The sequence below is a fragment of the Streptomyces sp. NPDC048254 genome (genome assembly GCF_043201895.1).
Taxonomy (GTDB): domain Bacteria; phylum Actinomycetota; class Actinomycetes; order Streptomycetales; family Streptomycetaceae; genus Streptomyces.
Window position 1 is genome coordinate 55,210 of sequence record NZ_JBICZJ010000002.1, and the last position, 15,672, is coordinate 70,881.

Annotated in this window: 13 protein-coding genes; all 13 read left to right on the forward strand. The window is 69.2% G+C overall.

Features of this window, described 5'->3' with window-relative positions:
- The first annotated feature begins 4 nt into the window (after window positions 1-4).
- The 13 genes from ACGFZQ_RS05425 to nuoN are packed head-to-tail and all read left to right on the forward strand — an operon-like array spanning window position 5 to window position 15,570.
- Window positions 5-559 (forward strand): NuoB/complex I 20 kDa subunit family protein, encoded by a 555-nt coding sequence (locus tag ACGFZQ_RS05425; protein WP_393839292.1) that lies wholly within the window; start codon window positions 5-7, stop codon window positions 557-559.
- Window positions 556-1,299: an NADH-quinone oxidoreductase subunit C gene (locus ACGFZQ_RS05430; RefSeq protein WP_393839293.1), complete on the forward strand. Its 744-nt coding sequence runs from the start codon at window positions 556-558 to the stop codon at window positions 1,297-1,299. Before ACGFZQ_RS05425 ends, ACGFZQ_RS05430 begins: the two co-directional genes overlap by 4 nt.
- Window positions 1,296-2,636 carry an NADH-quinone oxidoreductase subunit D gene (locus ACGFZQ_RS05435; RefSeq protein ID WP_351740864.1) on the forward strand — a complete coding sequence of 447 codons (1,341 nt, stop codon included), beginning with the start codon at window positions 1,296-1,298 and terminating at the stop codon, window positions 2,634-2,636. Before ACGFZQ_RS05430 ends, ACGFZQ_RS05435 begins: the two co-directional genes overlap by 4 nt.
- The gene (nuoE, locus tag ACGFZQ_RS05440) at window positions 2,633-3,490 is read left to right on the forward strand and encodes an NADH-quinone oxidoreductase subunit NuoE (RefSeq protein ID WP_351740862.1); all 858 of its coding nucleotides are present in this window, start codon (window positions 2,633-2,635) and stop codon (window positions 3,488-3,490) included. The genes ACGFZQ_RS05435 and nuoE overlap by 4 nt, the downstream gene beginning before the upstream one ends.
- Window positions 3,490-4,836: an NADH-quinone oxidoreductase subunit NuoF gene (gene nuoF / locus ACGFZQ_RS05445; protein WP_393839294.1), complete on the forward strand. Its 1,347-nt coding sequence runs from the start codon at window positions 3,490-3,492 to the stop codon at window positions 4,834-4,836. The genes nuoE and nuoF overlap by 1 nt, the downstream gene beginning before the upstream one ends.
- Complete coding sequence (locus ACGFZQ_RS05450; protein ID WP_393839295.1) at window positions 4,833-7,337, forward strand: NADH-quinone oxidoreductase subunit G; 2,505 nt, start codon at window positions 4,833-4,835, stop codon at window positions 7,335-7,337. Before nuoF ends, ACGFZQ_RS05450 begins: the two co-directional genes overlap by 4 nt.
- The gene (nuoH, locus tag ACGFZQ_RS05455) at window positions 7,334-8,707 is read left to right on the forward strand and encodes an NADH-quinone oxidoreductase subunit NuoH (protein WP_393839296.1); all 1,374 of its coding nucleotides are present in this window, start codon (window positions 7,334-7,336) and stop codon (window positions 8,705-8,707) included. The genes ACGFZQ_RS05450 and nuoH overlap by 4 nt, the downstream gene beginning before the upstream one ends.
- Window positions 8,700-9,302 carry an NADH-quinone oxidoreductase subunit NuoI gene (nuoI, locus tag ACGFZQ_RS05460; RefSeq protein WP_351693993.1) on the forward strand — a complete coding sequence of 201 codons (603 nt, stop codon included), beginning with the start codon at window positions 8,700-8,702 and terminating at the stop codon, window positions 9,300-9,302. The genes nuoH and nuoI overlap by 8 nt, the downstream gene beginning before the upstream one ends.
- Window positions 9,299-10,141 (forward strand): NADH-quinone oxidoreductase subunit J, encoded by an 843-nt coding sequence (locus ACGFZQ_RS05465; protein WP_393839297.1) that lies wholly within the window; start codon window positions 9,299-9,301, stop codon window positions 10,139-10,141. The genes nuoI and ACGFZQ_RS05465 overlap by 4 nt, the downstream gene beginning before the upstream one ends.
- Complete coding sequence (gene nuoK / locus ACGFZQ_RS05470) at window positions 10,138-10,437, forward strand: NADH-quinone oxidoreductase subunit NuoK (RefSeq protein ID WP_046726439.1); 300 nt, start codon at window positions 10,138-10,140, stop codon at window positions 10,435-10,437. Before ACGFZQ_RS05465 ends, nuoK begins: the two co-directional genes overlap by 4 nt.
- Window positions 10,438-10,451: 14 nt before the next feature.
- Window positions 10,452-12,347, forward strand: a complete 1,896-nt coding sequence (nuoL, locus tag ACGFZQ_RS05475) for an NADH-quinone oxidoreductase subunit L (protein ID WP_393839298.1) — start codon at window positions 10,452-10,454, stop codon at window positions 12,345-12,347.
- 5 nt (window positions 12,348-12,352) lie between these two features.
- Window positions 12,353-13,924 (forward strand): NADH-quinone oxidoreductase subunit M, encoded by a 1,572-nt coding sequence (locus ACGFZQ_RS05480; RefSeq protein WP_393839299.1) that lies wholly within the window; start codon window positions 12,353-12,355, stop codon window positions 13,922-13,924.
- Entirely contained in the window at window positions 13,921-15,570 is a 1,650-nt protein-coding gene (nuoN, locus tag ACGFZQ_RS05485) for an NADH-quinone oxidoreductase subunit NuoN (protein ID WP_393839300.1), read from the forward strand. The genes ACGFZQ_RS05480 and nuoN overlap by 4 nt, the downstream gene beginning before the upstream one ends.
- The last annotated feature ends 102 nt before the right edge of the window (window positions 15,571-15,672 follow it).

Here is a 15,672-nt window from a genome sequence, read left to right on the forward strand (position 1 = left end):
AGTCATGGGATTCGAAGAAAAGCTGCCGAGCGGTTTCCTGCTGACCACCGTCGAGCAGGCCGCGGGCTGGGTACGCAAGGCGTCCGTCTTCCCCGCCACCTTCGGCCTCGCCTGCTGCGCCTTCGAAATGATGACGGCGGGAGCGGGCCGGTACGACCTTGCACGGTTCGGCATGGAGGTCTTCCGCGGCTCACCGCGCCAGGCCGACCTGATGATCGTCGCCGGCCGGGTCAGCCAGAAGATGGCGCCCGTCCTGCGGCAGGTCTACGACCAGATGCCCAACCCGAAGTGGGTGATCTCCATGGGCGTCTGCGCCTCCTCGGGCGGCATGTTCAACAACTACGCCATCGTCCAGGGCGTCGACCACATCGTCCCGGTCGACATCTACCTGCCCGGCTGCCCGCCCCGCCCCGAGATGCTGATGGACGCGATCCTCAAGCTCCACCAGAAGATCCAGAGCTCCAAGCTCGGCGTCAACGCCGAGGAAGCGGCCCGCGAGGCGGAGGAGGCGGCGCTCAAGGCTCTGCCTCTGATCGAGATGAAGGGGCTGCTGCGGTGAGCGACGCGAACGGCCACAACGGGGTCAACCCCGAGAAGGACCTCGCCGCCGACAACCTCCCCGGCCAGCGCGGCCAGGGCGGCGAGGAGATCCGCGTCCAGCGCGGCATGTTCGGCGCCAACAACGGCGGCGACACCTCCGGCTACGGCGGCCTGGTCCGCTCGGTCCGGCTCCCGGGACCGGCGACCCGCCCTTACGGCGGCTGGTTCGACGAGGTCGCCGACGAGCTGGAGGGCGCCCTGGAGGAACAGGGCCTGTTGCCCTCCAACGTCATCGAGAAGACGGTCGTCGACCGCGGTGAGGCCACCTTCCACATCGAACGCGAGCACCTGCTGCGCGTCGCCCGCACCCTGCGCGACGACCCCGCGCTCCGGTTCGAGCTGTGCACCGGCGTCAGCGGCGTCCACTACCTCCACGACAAGGGCCGCGAGCTGCACGCCGTCTACCACCTGCGCTCGATCACCCACAACCGGCTGATCCGCCTGGAGGTCAGCGCCCCGGACGCCGACCCGCACATCCCGTCCCTGGTCTCGGTCTATCCGACCAACGACTGGCACGAACGGGAGACCTACGACTTCTTCGGGATCGTCTTCGACGGTCACCCGGCCCTGACCCGGATTCTCATGCCCGACGACTGGCAGGGCCATCCGCAGCGCAAGGACTACCCCCTCGGCGGCATCCCCGTCGAGTACAAGGGCGCCCAGATCCCGGCTCCGGACCAGCGGAGGTCGTACTCGTGAGCACACAGTCAACATCCGCCGCGTCGACCGCCTCGGCGCGCGAGACCACCGAGGGCACCGTATACACGGTCACCGGTGGCGACTGGGACGAGATCGTCCAGTCCGCGGCCCGCGCCGACGACGAACGCATCGTCGTCAACATGGGTCCCCAGCACCCCTCCACCCATGGGGTGCTCCGGCTGATCCTGGAGATCGACGGCGAGACCGTCACCGAGACCCGCTGCGGCGTCGGCTATCTGCACACCGGCATCGAGAAGAACCTCGAGTACCGCACGTGGACGCAGGGGTCCGCCTTCGTCACGCGCATGGACTACCTGACGTCCTTCTTCAACGAGACCGCCTACTGTCTCGGCGTCGAGAAGCTCCTCGGCATCGAGGACCAGGTCCCCGACCGCGCCACGATCATCCGGGTGCTCCTGATGGAGCTCAACCGGATGTCCTCGCACCTGGTCGCCATCGCCACCGGCGGCATGGAGCTGGGCGCCACCACGCTCATGATCTACGGATTCCGTGATCGTGAAATGATTCTCGACCTCTTCGAGCTGATCACCGGCCTGCGGATGAACCACGCGTACATCCGCCCCGGCGGACTCGCCCAGGACCTGCCGCCCGGCGCGGTCGACCAGATCCGCGAGTTCATCAAGAAGATGCGGAAGAACCTCCCCGAGTACGACAAGCTCGCCACCGGGAACCCCGTCTTCAAGGGCCGTATGCAGGGCATCGGCTATCTGGACCTGGCCGGCTGCATGGCCCTCGGCGCCACCGGCCCCATCCTGCGCGCCACCGGCCTGCCGCACGACCTGCGCAAGTCCCAGCCCTACTGCGGCTACGAGAACTACGACTTCGACGTCGCCGTCGCCGAGACCTGCGACGCCTACGGCCGCTTCCTGATCCGCCTGGAGGAGATGCGCCAGTCGCTCAGGATCGTCGAGCAGTGCCTGGACCGGCTCCAGCCCGGGCCGGTCATGGTCGCCGACAAGAAGATCGCCTGGCCCGCGCAGCTCGCCCTGGGACCGGACGGACTCGGCAACTCCCTCGACCACATCAAGAAGATCATGGGCACCTCCATGGAGGCCCTGATCCACCACTTCAAGCTGGTCACCGAGGGCTTCCGGGTCCCGCCCGGACAGGTCTACACGGCCATCGAGTCACCCAAGGGCGAACTCGGGGCGCACGTCGTCTCCGACGGCGGCACCCGCCCCTACCGGGTCCACTTCCGCGACCCGTCCTTCGCCAACCTGCAGGCCATCGCGGCGATGTGTGAGGGCGGCCAGGTGGCCGACGTCATCGTCGTCATCGCGTCCATCGACCCGGTACTGGGAGGCGTCGACCGGTGAACACCTCTTCTTCGGAGCGGGGCGTCAGCCTGGGCATGCCCGAGCTGCCCGCGCCCGCCTATCCGGACGACGTCCGGGCCCGGCTGGAGACGGACGCGCGCGACATCATCGCGCGCTACCCCGACTCCCGGTCCGCCCTGCTGCCGTTGCTGCATCTCGTGCAGTCGGAGGAGGGACACGTCACGCGCACCGGGATGCGGTTCTGCGCCGACGTACTGGAGCTGACCACGGCGGAGGTCACCGCGGTCGCCACCTTCTACACGATGTACCGGCGCAAGCCCTCCGGCGACTACCAGGTGGGCGTCTGCACCAACACCCTGTGCGCGGTGATGGGCGGCGACGCCATCTTCGAGACCCTCCAGGAGCACCTGGGCGTCGGCAACGGCGAGACCACCGACGACGGCAGCGTCACCCTGGAGCACATCGAGTGCAACGCGGCCTGCGACTTCGCGCCGGTCGTGATGGTCAACTGGGAGTTCTTCGACAACCAGACCCCGGCGAGCGCCCGACGCCTGGTCGACGACCTGCGCGCGGGCCGGGACGTCGAGCCCACGCGCGGGGCCCGGCTGTGCACCTTCAAGGAGACCGCGCGGATCCTGGCCGGCTTCCCCGACGAGCGTCCCGGGGCCGTCGAGGAGAGCGGAAGCGCCGGACCCGCGTCCCTGGTGGGCCTCCGCCTGGCCAGGGGAGAGTCCGCACCCGCGCGCGTGGTCCATCCACGCCCGGGTCCGCAGGACCGGACGGTGCACGAGCCGTCACCGGCCGAGCACCTCAGTTCCCATGACGCGCCGCAGGAGACCTCGGCCTCCGACCCGTCGCACCCGGCAGGGCCTGCCGCCGAGGAGGGGGAGTGATGACGGTGGTACCCGACCTCAAGGACACCAGCCCCGAGAAGCTGCTCGCACCCGTGCTGTCGGCCTTCTGGGACGAGGACCGGTCCTGGTCCCTGGACGTCTACCGAAGGCACGAAGGATACGAGGGGCTCCGCAAGGCGCTCGCCATGTCTCCGGACGACCTGATCGCCTACGTCAAGGAGTCCGGGCTGCGCGGCCGCGGCGGCGCGGGATTCCCGACCGGGATGAAGTGGCAGTTCATCCCGCAGGGAGACGGCAAACCGCACTATCTGGTTGTCAACGCCGACGAATCGGAGCCCGGGACCTGCAAGGACATCCCGCTCCTCTTCGCGAACCCGCACAGCCTCATCGAGGGCATCGTGATCGCGTGCTACGCCATCCGGTCGTCGCATGCCTTCATCTACCTGCGTGGTGAAGTCGTCCCCGTCCTGCGGCGGTTGCACGAGGCCGTGCGCGAGGCCTACGCGGCCGGCTACCTCGGCGAGAACATCCTGGGCAGCGGTCTCGACCTGAACCTCACCGTGCACGCCGGCGCCGGCGCGTACATCTGCGGTGAGGAGACCGCACTGCTCGACTCGCTCGAAGGCCGCCGTGGTCAACCGCGACTGCGTCCTCCCTTCCCGGCTGTCGAAGGGCTCTATGCCTGCCCGACTGTTGTGAACAACGTCGAGTCCATCGCCTCGGTTCCCGCCATCCTGCAAAAGGGCAAGGACTGGTTCAGGTCGATGGGGAGCGAGAAGTCACCCGGCTTCACGCTCTACTCCCTCAGCGGCCATGTCGCCAGCCCCGGCCAGTACGAGGCACCGCTCGGCATCACCCTGCGCCAGCTCCTCGACATGAGCGGCGGAATGCGCACCGGCCACCGCCTGAAGTTCTGGACACCGGGCGGCTCCTCGACGCCCATGTTCACCGACGAGCACCTCGACGTCCCTCTCGACTACGAAGGAGTGGGGGCCGCCGGTTCCATGCTCGGCACCAAGGCCCTCCAGTGCTTCGACGAGACCACCTGCGTCGTGCGCGCCGTCACCCGCTGGACCGAGTTCTACGCCCACGAGTCCTGCGGCAAGTGCACCCCGTGCCGCGAAGGCACCTACTGGCTGGTGCAGTTGCTGCGCGACATCGAGGCCGGCAAGGGCGTGATGTCCGACCTCGACAAGCTGAACGACATCGCCGACAACATCAACGGCAAGTCCTTCTGCGCCCTCGGCGACGGCGCCGCGTCCCCCATCTTCTCCTCGCTGAAGTACTTCCGCGAGGAGTACGAACAGCACATCACGGGCCGGGGCTGCCCCTTCGACCCGGCCAAGTCGACGGCCTGGGCGGACCGCCCGGAGGTGAACGCATGACCGTGACCACGAGTTCCCCCTCCTCCGGGGGAACGGCGGCGGTCCCGCCGCAGGACCTCGTCACGCTGACGATCGACGGCGTGGAGATCAGCGTGCCCAAGGGCACCCTGGTCATCCGCGCCGCCGAACAACTCGGCATCGAGATCCCGCGCTTCTGCGACCACCCCCTGCTGGACCCGGTCGGCGCCTGCCGCCAGTGCATCGTCGAGGTCGAGGGCCAGCGCAAGCCCATGGCGTCCTGCACGATCACCTGCACCGACGGCATGGTGGTGAAGACCCATCTCACCTCCCCGGTCGCCGAGAAGGCCCAGCACGGGGTGATGGAGCTGCTGCTCATCAACCACCCCCTGGACTGCCCGGTCTGCGACAAGGGCGGCGAGTGCCCGCTGCAGAACCAGGCGATGTCGCACGGCAACGCCGAGTCCCGCTTCGACGGCAAGAAGCGCACCTACGAGAAGCCCCTCCCGATCTCCACCCAGGTGCTCCTCGACCGCGAACGGTGCGTGCTGTGCGCACGCTGCACCCGGTTCTCCAACCAGGTCGCCGGCGACCCGATGATCGAGCTCCTGGAACGCGGCGCGCTCCAGCAGGTCGGCACCGGCGAGGGCGACCCGTTCGAGTCGTACTTCTCCGGGAACACCATCCAGATCTGCCCGGTGGGCGCGCTGACCTCGGCGGCGTATCGCTTCCGCTCCCGCCCCTTCGACCTGATCTCCTCGCCGTCCGTGTGCGAGCACTGCTCGGGCGGCTGCGCCACCCGCACCGACCACCGGCGCGGCAAGGTCATGCGGCGGCTCGCCGCGAACGACCCCGAGGTCAACGAGGAGTGGATCTGCGACAAGGGACGCTTCGCGTTCCGCTACGCGCAGCAGAAGGACCGCCTGGAGACCCCGCTGGTCCGCAACGCCCAGGGCGTGCTCGAACCCGCCTCCTGGCCGGAGGCGCTCGACGCGGCCGCCCAGGGACTGGCCGCCGCCCGCTCCCGGGCCGGCGTCCTCACCGGCGGCCGGCTCACCGTCGAGGACGCCTACGCGTACAGCAAGTTCGCGCGCGTCGCCCTCGACACCAACGACATCGACTTCCGCGCGCGCGTGCACAGCAGCGAGGAGGCCGACTTCCTGGCCGCGCGGATCGCCGGCCGCGGCCGCGATCTCGACGGCACGGGCGTCACCTACACCGCCTTGGAGAAGGCACCGGCCGTGCTGCTGGTCGGCTTCGAGTCCGAGGAGGAGGCCCCCGGCGTCTTCCTGCGGCTGCGCAAGGCCTGGCGCAAGCGCAAGCAGAAGGTGTTCTCCCTCGCCACCCACGCCACGCGCGGCCTGGAGAAGGCGGGCGGCGTCCTGCTGCCGGCCGCCCCCGGCACCGAGACCGAATGGCTGGACGCCCTCGCGGGCGGCGTCGGCCTGGAGGAGCCCGGCACACAGGCCGCCGAGGCGCTGCGCGCCGAGGGCGCGGTCATCGTCGTGGGCGAGCGGCTGGCGTCGGTCGTCGGCGGCCTGACCGCCGCCGTACGGGCCGCCACCGCCACCGGCGCACAACTGGTGTGGATCCCGCGCCGGGCCGGGGAGCGCGGCGCGATCGAGGCGGGCGCGCTGCCGTCGCTGCTGCCGGGCGGCCGCCCGGCCACCGACCCACGCGCGCGTGACGAGGTCGCCGCCGCCTGGGGCGTGTCCGAACTCCCGCTCCGCTACGGCCGCGACACCGGCCAGATCGTCGAGGCCGCCGCCCGCGGCGAACTCTCCGCCCTCCTGGTGGCCGGCGTCGAGGTCGCCGACCTGCCCGACCCGGCACGCGCGCGTGCGGCACTCGAGGCCGTCGGCTTCCTGGTCTCGCTGGAGCTGCGGCCCAGCGAGGTCACCGAGCGCGCCGACGTCGTCCTCCCGGTCGCCGCCGTCGCCGAGAAGGCCGGCACCTTCCTCAACTGGGAAGGCCGGGTGCGGTTCTTCGAGGCCGCCCTCAAGCCCGAGCAGATGACCCGGCGGCTGGCGCCCACCGACGCACGCGTGCTGCAGATGCTCGCCGACGCCATGGACGTCCACCTCGGCCTGCCCGACCTGCGCACCACGCGCGCGGAGCTCGACCGGCTCGGCGCCTGGGACGGGCCGAAGGCCTCCGAACCGCTGGAGACGGCCGGACCGCTGCCACGGCCCGCGGCCGGGGAGGCCGTGCTCGCCGGACACCGGCTCCTCCTCGACCAGGGCGTCCTCCAGGAAGGTGACGAGGCCCTCGCCGGCACCCGGCACACCGCCCACGCGCGCCTGTCCGCCGCGACCGCCGCAGAGGCCGGCATCGAGAACGGCGACCTCGTCGCCGTCACCTCGGCCGCCGGCACCGTCGAACTCCCGCTCAGGATCACCGAGATGCCCGACCGCGTGGTCTGGCTCCCGCTGAACTCCGTGGGCGGCGGCGTCGCCTCCGACACCGGGGCGCTGCCCGGCGCACTCGTCCGTATCGGCCCGGCGGCCACCGCCGGTGAGGCCCCGAAGGAGGTGGAGGCATGAGCCCGTACCCGTACCTCGCTGCTGAAGACCTCTCCATGTTCGGCCGCGACCCCTGGTGGCTGGTCGTCGTCAAGGCGGTCTTCTGCTTCGCCTTCCTGATGGTGACCGTGCTGGTCTCCATCGTCATGGAGCGCAAGGTCATCGCCTGGATGCAGCTGCGCATCGGCCCCAACCGGCACGGCCCCTGGGGCATGCTCCAGTCGCTCGCCGACGGCGTGAAGCTGATGCTCAAGGAAGACCTCATCGTCAAACGCGCGGACAAGGCCGTCTACATCCTCGCGCCGATCGTCGCGGCCATCCCCGCGTTCATGGCCATCGCGGTCATCCCGTTCGGACCGGCCGACAACGAGGTCTCGATCTTCGGCCACCGCACCACGATGCAGCTCACCGACCTGCCGATCGCGATGCTCTACATCCTCGCGGTCGCCTCCGTCGGCATCTACGGCATCGTCCTCGCCGGCTGGAGCTCCGGATCCACCTACCCGCTCCTCGGCGGCCTGCGCTCCTGCGCACAGATGATCTCCTACGAGATCGCCATGGGCGCCGCGTTCGCGTCGGTGTTCCTGTACTCGGGCTCCATGTCGACGTCCACGATCGTCGCCCAGCAGCACGACCGCTGGTACATCCTGCTGCTGCCGGTCTCGTTCATCCTCTATGTCGTCACCATGGTCGGCGAGACCAACCGCGCCCCCTTCGACATGCCGGAGTCCGAGGGCGACCTGGTCGGCGGCTTCAACACCGAGTACTCGTCGATCAAGTTCGCGATGTTCATGCTCGCCGAGTACGTCAACATGGTGACGGTCTCCGCCGTGTCGACGACGCTGTTCCTCGGCGGCTGGCGCGCCCCCTGGCCGATCAGCACCGTCTGGGCGGGCGCCAACCACGGCTGGTGGCCGATGCTCTGGTTCGTCGCCAAGGTCGTGGTGCTGCTGTTCGTCTTCGTCTGGCTGCGCGCCAGCCTTCCGCGGGTGCGCTACGACCAGCTGATGAAGCTCGGCTGGAAGGTCCTCATCCCGGTCTCGGTCGTCTGGCTGATGCTCGTCGCCACCGTACGGACCCTCCGCAACGAGAACTACGGCTTCGCCGACATCGCCCTCTACGTCGGCGGCGGAGTCCTCGCGCTGCTGCTCCTGTCCTTCGTCGTCGACATGTTCCGCGACAAGGGCGGCAAGGAGGCCGCGCAGCCCGCCGCCGAACCGGTCGCGTTCGACCCGATGGCAGGCGGATTCCCCGTACCGCCGCTGCCCGGACAGGAACTGCCGCCGGTGCCCCGGCGCAGCCCGCGCCGGGAACGGGAGCTGATTGTCAGTGGTGGGCCGGACACTGTCAGTGACGGATCTACGGATGGAAAGGAGGCGTCCGATGGCTGAGGAGCCCAAGGAGACCGAGCCCGGTTTCCTGAACCCCGTGGCCGGCTTCGGCGTGACCTTCAAGGCCATGTTCAAGAAGCGGCTGACCGAGCAGTACCCGGAGCAGAAGAAGACCACGGCTCCGCGGTTCCACGGACGGCACCAGCTCAACCGTCATCCGGACGGCCTGGAGAAGTGCATCGGCTGCGAACTGTGTGCCTGGGCCTGCCCCGCGGACGCCATCTACGTGGAGGGCGCCGACAACACCGACGAGGAGCGTTACTCGCCGGGCGAGCGCTACGGCCGCGTCTACCAGATCAACTACGCCCGCTGCATCCTGTGCGGCCTGTGCATCGAGGCGTGCCCCACGCGCGCGCTCACGATGACCAACGAGTTCGAGCTCGCCGACACCAGCCGCGCCAACCTGATCTACACCAAGGAGCAGCTGCTCGCCGGTCTGGAGGACGGCATGGTCGACAGCCCGCACGCGATCTTCCCGGGCACCGACGAACAGGACTACTACCGGGGCCTGGTGACCGAGGCCGCGCCCGGGACCGTCCAGCAGGTGGCCGTCTCGAAGGGCGAGAAGCCGGACGAAGAGGGGGTGGAGGCATGAGCGCGCAGCTCGCCGCCTACGCCACCTCCACCGGCGAGGCCTTCCAGTTCTGGGTCCTCGGCACCGTCGCCGTGATCGGCGCCCTGTGCACCGTCCTCATGAAGAGGGCCGTGCACAGTGCCCTCTGTCTCGCCGGCACCATGATCGTCATGGCGGTGTTCTACCTCGCCAACGGCGCCTACTTCCTGGGCATCGTGCAGATCGTCGTCTACACCGGCGCGATCATGATGCTGTTCCTCTTCGTCGTGATGCTGGTCGGCGTGACCGCCGCCGACTCCCTGACCGAGACCATCAAGGGCCAGCGCTGGCTGGCCCTTCTCTGTGGGGTCGGCTTCGGCGTCCTGCTCTTCGCGGGCATCGCCAACGCCTCCCTCAAGAACTTCAACGGCATTGGCCAGGCCAACGCCAACGGCAATGTGGAGGGCCTCGCCGCCCTCATCTTCACCAAGTACGTCTTCGCCTTCGAAATCACCGGCGCCCTGCTCATCACCGCGGCCGTCGGCGCCATGGTGCTCACCCACCGCGAGCGCACCGAGCGCGCCAAGACCCAGCGCGAGCAGTCCGAACAGCGCGTCCGCGACGGCAAGCACCTGCCGCCGCTGCCCGCCCCCGGCGTCTACGCCCGGCACAACGCCGTCGACATCGCCGGCCTGCTGCCCGACGGCACCCCGTCCGAGCTCACGGTCAACAAGACGCTGCGCGACCGCGGTCAGATCCGTGACGTGTCCGCGGAGGCCCTCAACGATCTGCGGGCCCTGGAACAGCGTGCCGAGGAACGGCTGGAGCGGACCCCGATCGAGCCGGAGAACCTCAAGCGGCCCGAGGAGGCGTCGAAGTGAACCCGGTCTACTACCTCTATCTCGCCGCCCTGTTGTTCACGATCGGCGCCACCGGTGTGCTGATCAGACGAAATGCGATCGTCGTCTTCATGTGCATCGAGCTGATGCTCAACGCCTGCAACCTCGCGTTCGTCGTCTTCTCCCGGATGCACGGCAACCTCGACGGCCAGATCATCGCCTTCTTCACGATGGTCGTCGCCGCTGCGGAGGTCGTGGTCGGGCTCGCGATCATCGTGTCGCTGTTCCGTACCCGCCACTCGGCCTCGGTCGACGACGCCAGCCTGATGAAGCTGTAGGGGGTCGCTGAATCGTGGAGAATTTGATCGCGCTGCTGATCGCGGCGCCCCTGCTCGGAGCGGCCGTCCTGCTGGTCGGCGGCCGCCGCCTGGACGGCGTGGGCCACTGGATCGGCACGCTCCTGTCGACGACCTCCTTCGTGTTCGGCGTGATCCTCTTCGCCGACCTGCTGGGCAAGAACGCCGAACACCGCACCCTGATGCAGCACCTGTTCACCTGGGTCCCGGTGGCCGGCTTCCAGGCGGACGTCACCTTCCGCCTCGACCAGTTGTCGATGACGTTCGTCCTGCTGATCACCGGCGTCGGCTCGCTCATCCACCTGTACTCGATCGGGTACATGGAGCACGACGAGCGCCGCCGCCGCTTCTTCGGCTACCTGAACCTGTTCCTCGCGGCGATGCTGCTGCTCGTCCTCGCCGACAACTACCTGCTGCTGTACGTCGGCTGGGAGGGCGTCGGTCTCGCCTCCTACCTGCTGATCGGCTTCTGGCAGCACAAGCCCAGCGCGGCCACCGCCGCGAAGAAGGCGTTCCTGGTCAACCGGGTCGGCGACATGGGCCTGTCGATCGCGATCATGCTGATGTTCACCACGTTCGGCACGTTCGCCTTCGGCCCGGTCCTCGGTCACGCCACCGACGCCTCCGAGGGCAGGCTCACCGCGATCGGCCTGATGCTGCTGCTCGCCGCCTGCGGCAAGTCCGCCCAGGTGCCGCTGCAGTCCTGGCTCGGGGACGCCATGGAGGGCCCGACCCCGGTCTCGGCCCTCATCCACGCGGCGACCATGGTGACCGCGGGCGTCTACCTCATCGTCCGCTCCGGAGCGATCTTCAACGCGGCGCCGGACGCACAACTCGTCGTCACCGTCGTCGGCGCCGTCACCCTCCTCTTCGGTGCGATCGTCGGTTGCGCGAAGGACGACATCAAGAAGGCCCTCGCCGGCTCGACCATGTCGCAGATCGGCTACATGGTGCTCGCCGCCGGCCTCGGCCCGATCGGCTACGTCTTCGCGATCATGCACCTGGTGACGCACGGCTTCTTCAAGGCCGGGCTGTTCCTCGGCGCGGGCTCCGTCATGCACGGCATGAACGACGAGGTCGACATGCGCAAGTACGGCGGCCTGCGCACGTACATGCCGGTCACCTTCATCACCTTCGGCCTCGGCTACCTCGCCATCATCGGCTTCCCGGGCCTGTCCGGCTTCTTCTCCAAGGACAAGATCATCGAGGCGGCGTTCGCCAAGGGCGGCACCGAGGGCTGGATCCTCGGCGCCTGCGCCCTGCTCGGCGCGGCCATCACCGCGTTCTACATGACGCGCGTGATGCTGATGACGTTCTTCGGCGAGAAGCGCTGGCAGCCCGACGAGCACGGTCACGAGCCGCACCCGCACGAGTCCCCGAAGGTCATGACCATCCCGATGATCGTGCTGGCGATCGGCTCGGTCTTCGGCGGCGCGTTCTTCAGCATCGGCGACCGCTTCCTGCACTGGCTGGAGCCGGTCACCGGCCACAGCGAGGGCGACTCCCCGCTCAGCGCGGCCACGGTCACCGGCGCCACCATGGTGTGCCTGGTCATCGGCGTCGGCATCGCCTACCTGCAGTACGGCCGCCGTCCCGTTCCCGCCGTCGCCCCACGCGGTTCGCTGCTCACCCGCGCGGCCCGCCGCGACCTCCTCCAGGACGACTTCAACCACGTCGTCCTGGTCCGCGGCGGCGAACACCTCACCCGCTCCCTGGTCTACGTCGACCACACGCTGGTCGACGGGGTCGTCAACGGAACGGCGGCGGGCTTCGGCGGGCTGTCCGGCCGACTGCGCAAGCTCCAGAACGGCTACGCGCGCTCGTACGCGGTCTCGATGTTCGGCGGCGCTGCCCTCCTGGTCGCCGCGACCCTGCTGATGAGGGCGGTCTGATACCGATGTCCTTTCCTCTGCTGACAGCGACGGCGGTGCTCCCGGCCGTCGGGGCGATCGCCACGGCCGCCGTACCGGCCGCGCGACGCACCGCCGCCAAATGGCTCGCGCTGCTGGTCTCGCTCGCCACTCTGGTGCTCGCGATCGTCGTCCTGGTCCGCTTCGACCCGGGCGGCGCCCGCTACCAGCTCACCGAATCCCATGCCTGGATCGCGGACTTCGGTGTCCGCTACGAACTGGGCGTCGACGGCATCGCGGTCGCCCTGCTCGCCCTGACCGCCCTGCTGATCCCGTTCATCATCCTGGCGGGCTGGCACGACGCCGACCCGCTGGAGACCGGCAGCAAGCGGTGGCGGCCCACCCAGGGCTTCTTCGCCCTGATCCTGGCCGTCGAGGCGATGGTGATCATCTCCTTCGAGGCCACCGACGTCTTCCTCTTCTACATCTTCTTCGAAGCCATGCTGATCCCGATGTACTTCCTCATCGGCGGCTTCGGGGACCGTGCCCACGCGGGCTCCGACGAGAACGCGGCCGCCCAGCGGTCGTACGCGGCCGTGAAGTTCCTCCTCTACAACCTCGTCGGCGGCCTGATCATGCTGGCCGCGGTGATCGGCCTCTACGTGGTCGCCGGGAACTTCTCCCTCGCCGAGATCGCGCAGGCCCGCGCGAACGGCTCGCTGCACATGGCGACCAGCACCGAACGCTGGCTGTTCCTCGGCTTCTTCTTCGCCTTCGCGGTGAAGGCGCCGCTGTGGCCACTGCACACCTGGCTGCCCAACGCCATGCAGGAGTCCACCGCCCCGGTCGCCGTCCTCATCACGGCGGTCGTCGACAAGGTGGGCACGTTCGCGATGCTCCGCTTCTGCCTCCAGCTGTTCCCGGAGGCCTCGAAGTGGGCGACACCCGCCATCCTCGTCCTCGCCGTGATCAGCATCATCTACGGCGCGCTGCTCGCCGTCGGCCAGCGGGACATCAAGCGCCTGGTCGCCTACGCGTCCATCTCGCACTTCGGCTTCATCATCCTGGGCATCTTCGCGATGACCAGCCAGGGCCAGTCCGGCGCCACCCTCTACATGGTCAACCACGGCATCTCCACGGCCGCGCTGATGCTGGTCGCCGGCTTCCTGATCTCCCGGCGCGGCTCGCGGCTCATCGCCGACTACGGCGGTGTGCAGAAGGTCGCCCCGGTGCTCGCCGGCACCTTCCTGATCGGCGGCCTGGCCACCCTGTCGCTGCCGGGTCTCGCACCCTTCGTGAGCGAGTTCCTCGTCCTGGTCGGCACGTTCACGCGCTACCCGGCCATCGGCATCATCGCCACCCTCGGCATCGTCCTCGCCGCGCTCTACACCCTCGTCCTCTACCAGCGGACGATGACGGGCCCGGTGAAACCGGAGGTCTCCGCGATGCCCGACCTACGCGCGCGTGAACTCGTGGTCGTCACCCCGCTGATCGTCCTGCTGATCTTCCTGGGCGTCTACCCGAAGCCCGTCACGGACATCGTCAACCCGGCGGTCAAACAGACCATGTCGGACGTACACAAGACCGACCCCAAGCCCGCAGTGGAGGCGGCCAAGTGAGCGCAACAGCCGTCCACAGCCTGTGGACAACCGCGGCCGAGCCGATCTCGAAGATCGACGCGCCGAAGATCGAATACGGACAGTTGTCCCCCACCCTGATCGTGCTCGGCGCGGCGATCGTCGGGGTGCTCGTCGAGGCGTTCGTCCCGCGCAAATCCCGCTACTACGCGCAGGTCTTCGTCTCCGCCGTCGCGCTGTGCGCGGCCTTCGCGGCGGTCGTCGCACTGGCCGCGGACGGATACGGCACCACCAAGGCACACATCGCCGCGATGGGCGCGATCGCCGTCGACGGACCGTCCCTGTTCCTGCAGGGCACGATCCTGCTGGCCGGCCTGCTCGGCCTGTTCACCTTCGCCGAACGTCGCCTCGACCCGGCCGCCCACGGCAACCGCGTCGACTCCTTCGCCGCACAGGCCGCCTCCGTGCCCGGCAGCGACAGCGAGAAGGCCGCGGTGAAGGCCGGATTCGCCACCACCGAGGTCTTCCCGCTGCTCCTCTTCGCGGTCGCCGGCATGCTGGTGTTCCCCTCGGCCAACGACCTGTTGACGCTCTTCGTGGCCCTGGAGGTCTTCTCCCTCCCGCTCTACCTGATGTGCGCCCTGGCCCGCCGCAAGCGCCTGATGTCGCAGGAAGCCGCGGTCAAGTACTTCCTGCTCGGCGCCTTCGCCTCCGCGTTCACCCTGTTCGGCATCGCCCTGCTGTACGGCTACGCCGGCTCGGTGTCGTACTCCACCATCTCCCAGGTCGTCGACGGCACCGTCACCAGCATCGACCCCGCCCTCGCCGACACCATGGGCAACGACGCACTGCTCCTGATCGGCACCGCCATGGTCGTCATGGGCCTGCTCTTCAAGGTCGGCGCGGTCCCCTTCCACATGTGGACGCCCGACGTCTACCAGGGCGCGCCCACCCCGGTGACCGGCTTCATGGCCGCGGCGACCAAGGTGGCCGCGTTCGGCGCGCTGCTGCGCCTGCTGTACGTCGTCCTGCCCGGCCTGCGCTGGGACTGGCGGCCGGTCATGTGGGGCGTCGCGATCATCACCATGCTGGGCGGCGCGATCGTCGCGATCACCCAGACCGACATCAAGCGACTGCTCGCGTACTCGTCGATCGCGCACGCCGGATTCATCCTCGCGGGTGTCATCGCGACCTCGAAGGACGGCGTGTCGTCCGTCCTCTTCTACCTGGCCGGGTACTCCTTCGTGACCATCGGCGCCTTCGCCGTGGTCACCCTGGTGCGCGACGCCGGCGGCGAGGCCACGCACCTGTCCAAGTGGGCCGGCCTCGGCCGCCGCTCACCACTGGTCGCGGCCGTCTTCGCGGTGTTCCTGCTGGCCTTCGCGGGTATCCCGCTGACCTCCGGCTTCGCCGGGAAGTTCGCCGTGTTCAAGGCGGCGGCGGAGGGCGGGGCGGCCCCGCTGGTCGTCGTCGGTGTGATCTCGTCGGCGATCGCCGCGTTCTTCTACATCCGCGTGATCGTGCTGATGTTCTTCAGCGAGCCCAGGCCCGACGGCCCCACGGTCGCCGTCCCGTCACCGCTGACCATGGCGGCGATCGGCGTCGGCGTCGCGGTCACGCTGGTGCTCGGTGTCGCACCGCAGTACTTCCTGGACCTGGCGAGCCAGGCGGGAGTCTTCGTGCGCTGACCGCGCCGGTACGGCCGTGGGCCCCGGTTCCTCCGCGAGGAACCGGGGCCCACGCGCGCGTGCGCGGCACAGGGCCACAGGGCCGCGGGACCAAAGTGATAT

Bases quoted from the DNA above. Each gene is read 5' to 3' on its own strand.
- ACGFZQ_RS05425 (WP_393839292.1), top strand. From the start codon at position 5: ATGGGATTCGAAGAAAAGCTGCCGAGCGGTTTCCTGCTGACCACCGTC.
- nuoF (WP_393839294.1), top strand. From the start codon at position 3,490: ATGACGGTGGTACCCGACCTCAAGGACACCAGCCCCGAGAAGCTGCTC.
- ACGFZQ_RS05450 (WP_393839295.1), top strand. From the start codon at position 4,833: ATGACCGTGACCACGAGTTCCCCCTCCTCCGGGGGAACGGCGGCGGTC.
- nuoH (WP_393839296.1), top strand. From the start codon at position 7,334: ATGAGCCCGTACCCGTACCTCGCTGCTGAAGACCTCTCCATGTTCGGC.
- nuoI (WP_351693993.1), top strand. From the start codon at position 8,700: ATGGCTGAGGAGCCCAAGGAGACCGAGCCCGGTTTCCTGAACCCCGTG.
- ACGFZQ_RS05465 (WP_393839297.1), top strand. From the start codon at position 9,299: ATGAGCGCGCAGCTCGCCGCCTACGCCACCTCCACCGGCGAGGCCTTC.
- ACGFZQ_RS05480 (WP_393839299.1), top strand. From the start codon at position 12,353: ATGTCCTTTCCTCTGCTGACAGCGACGGCGGTGCTCCCGGCCGTCGGG.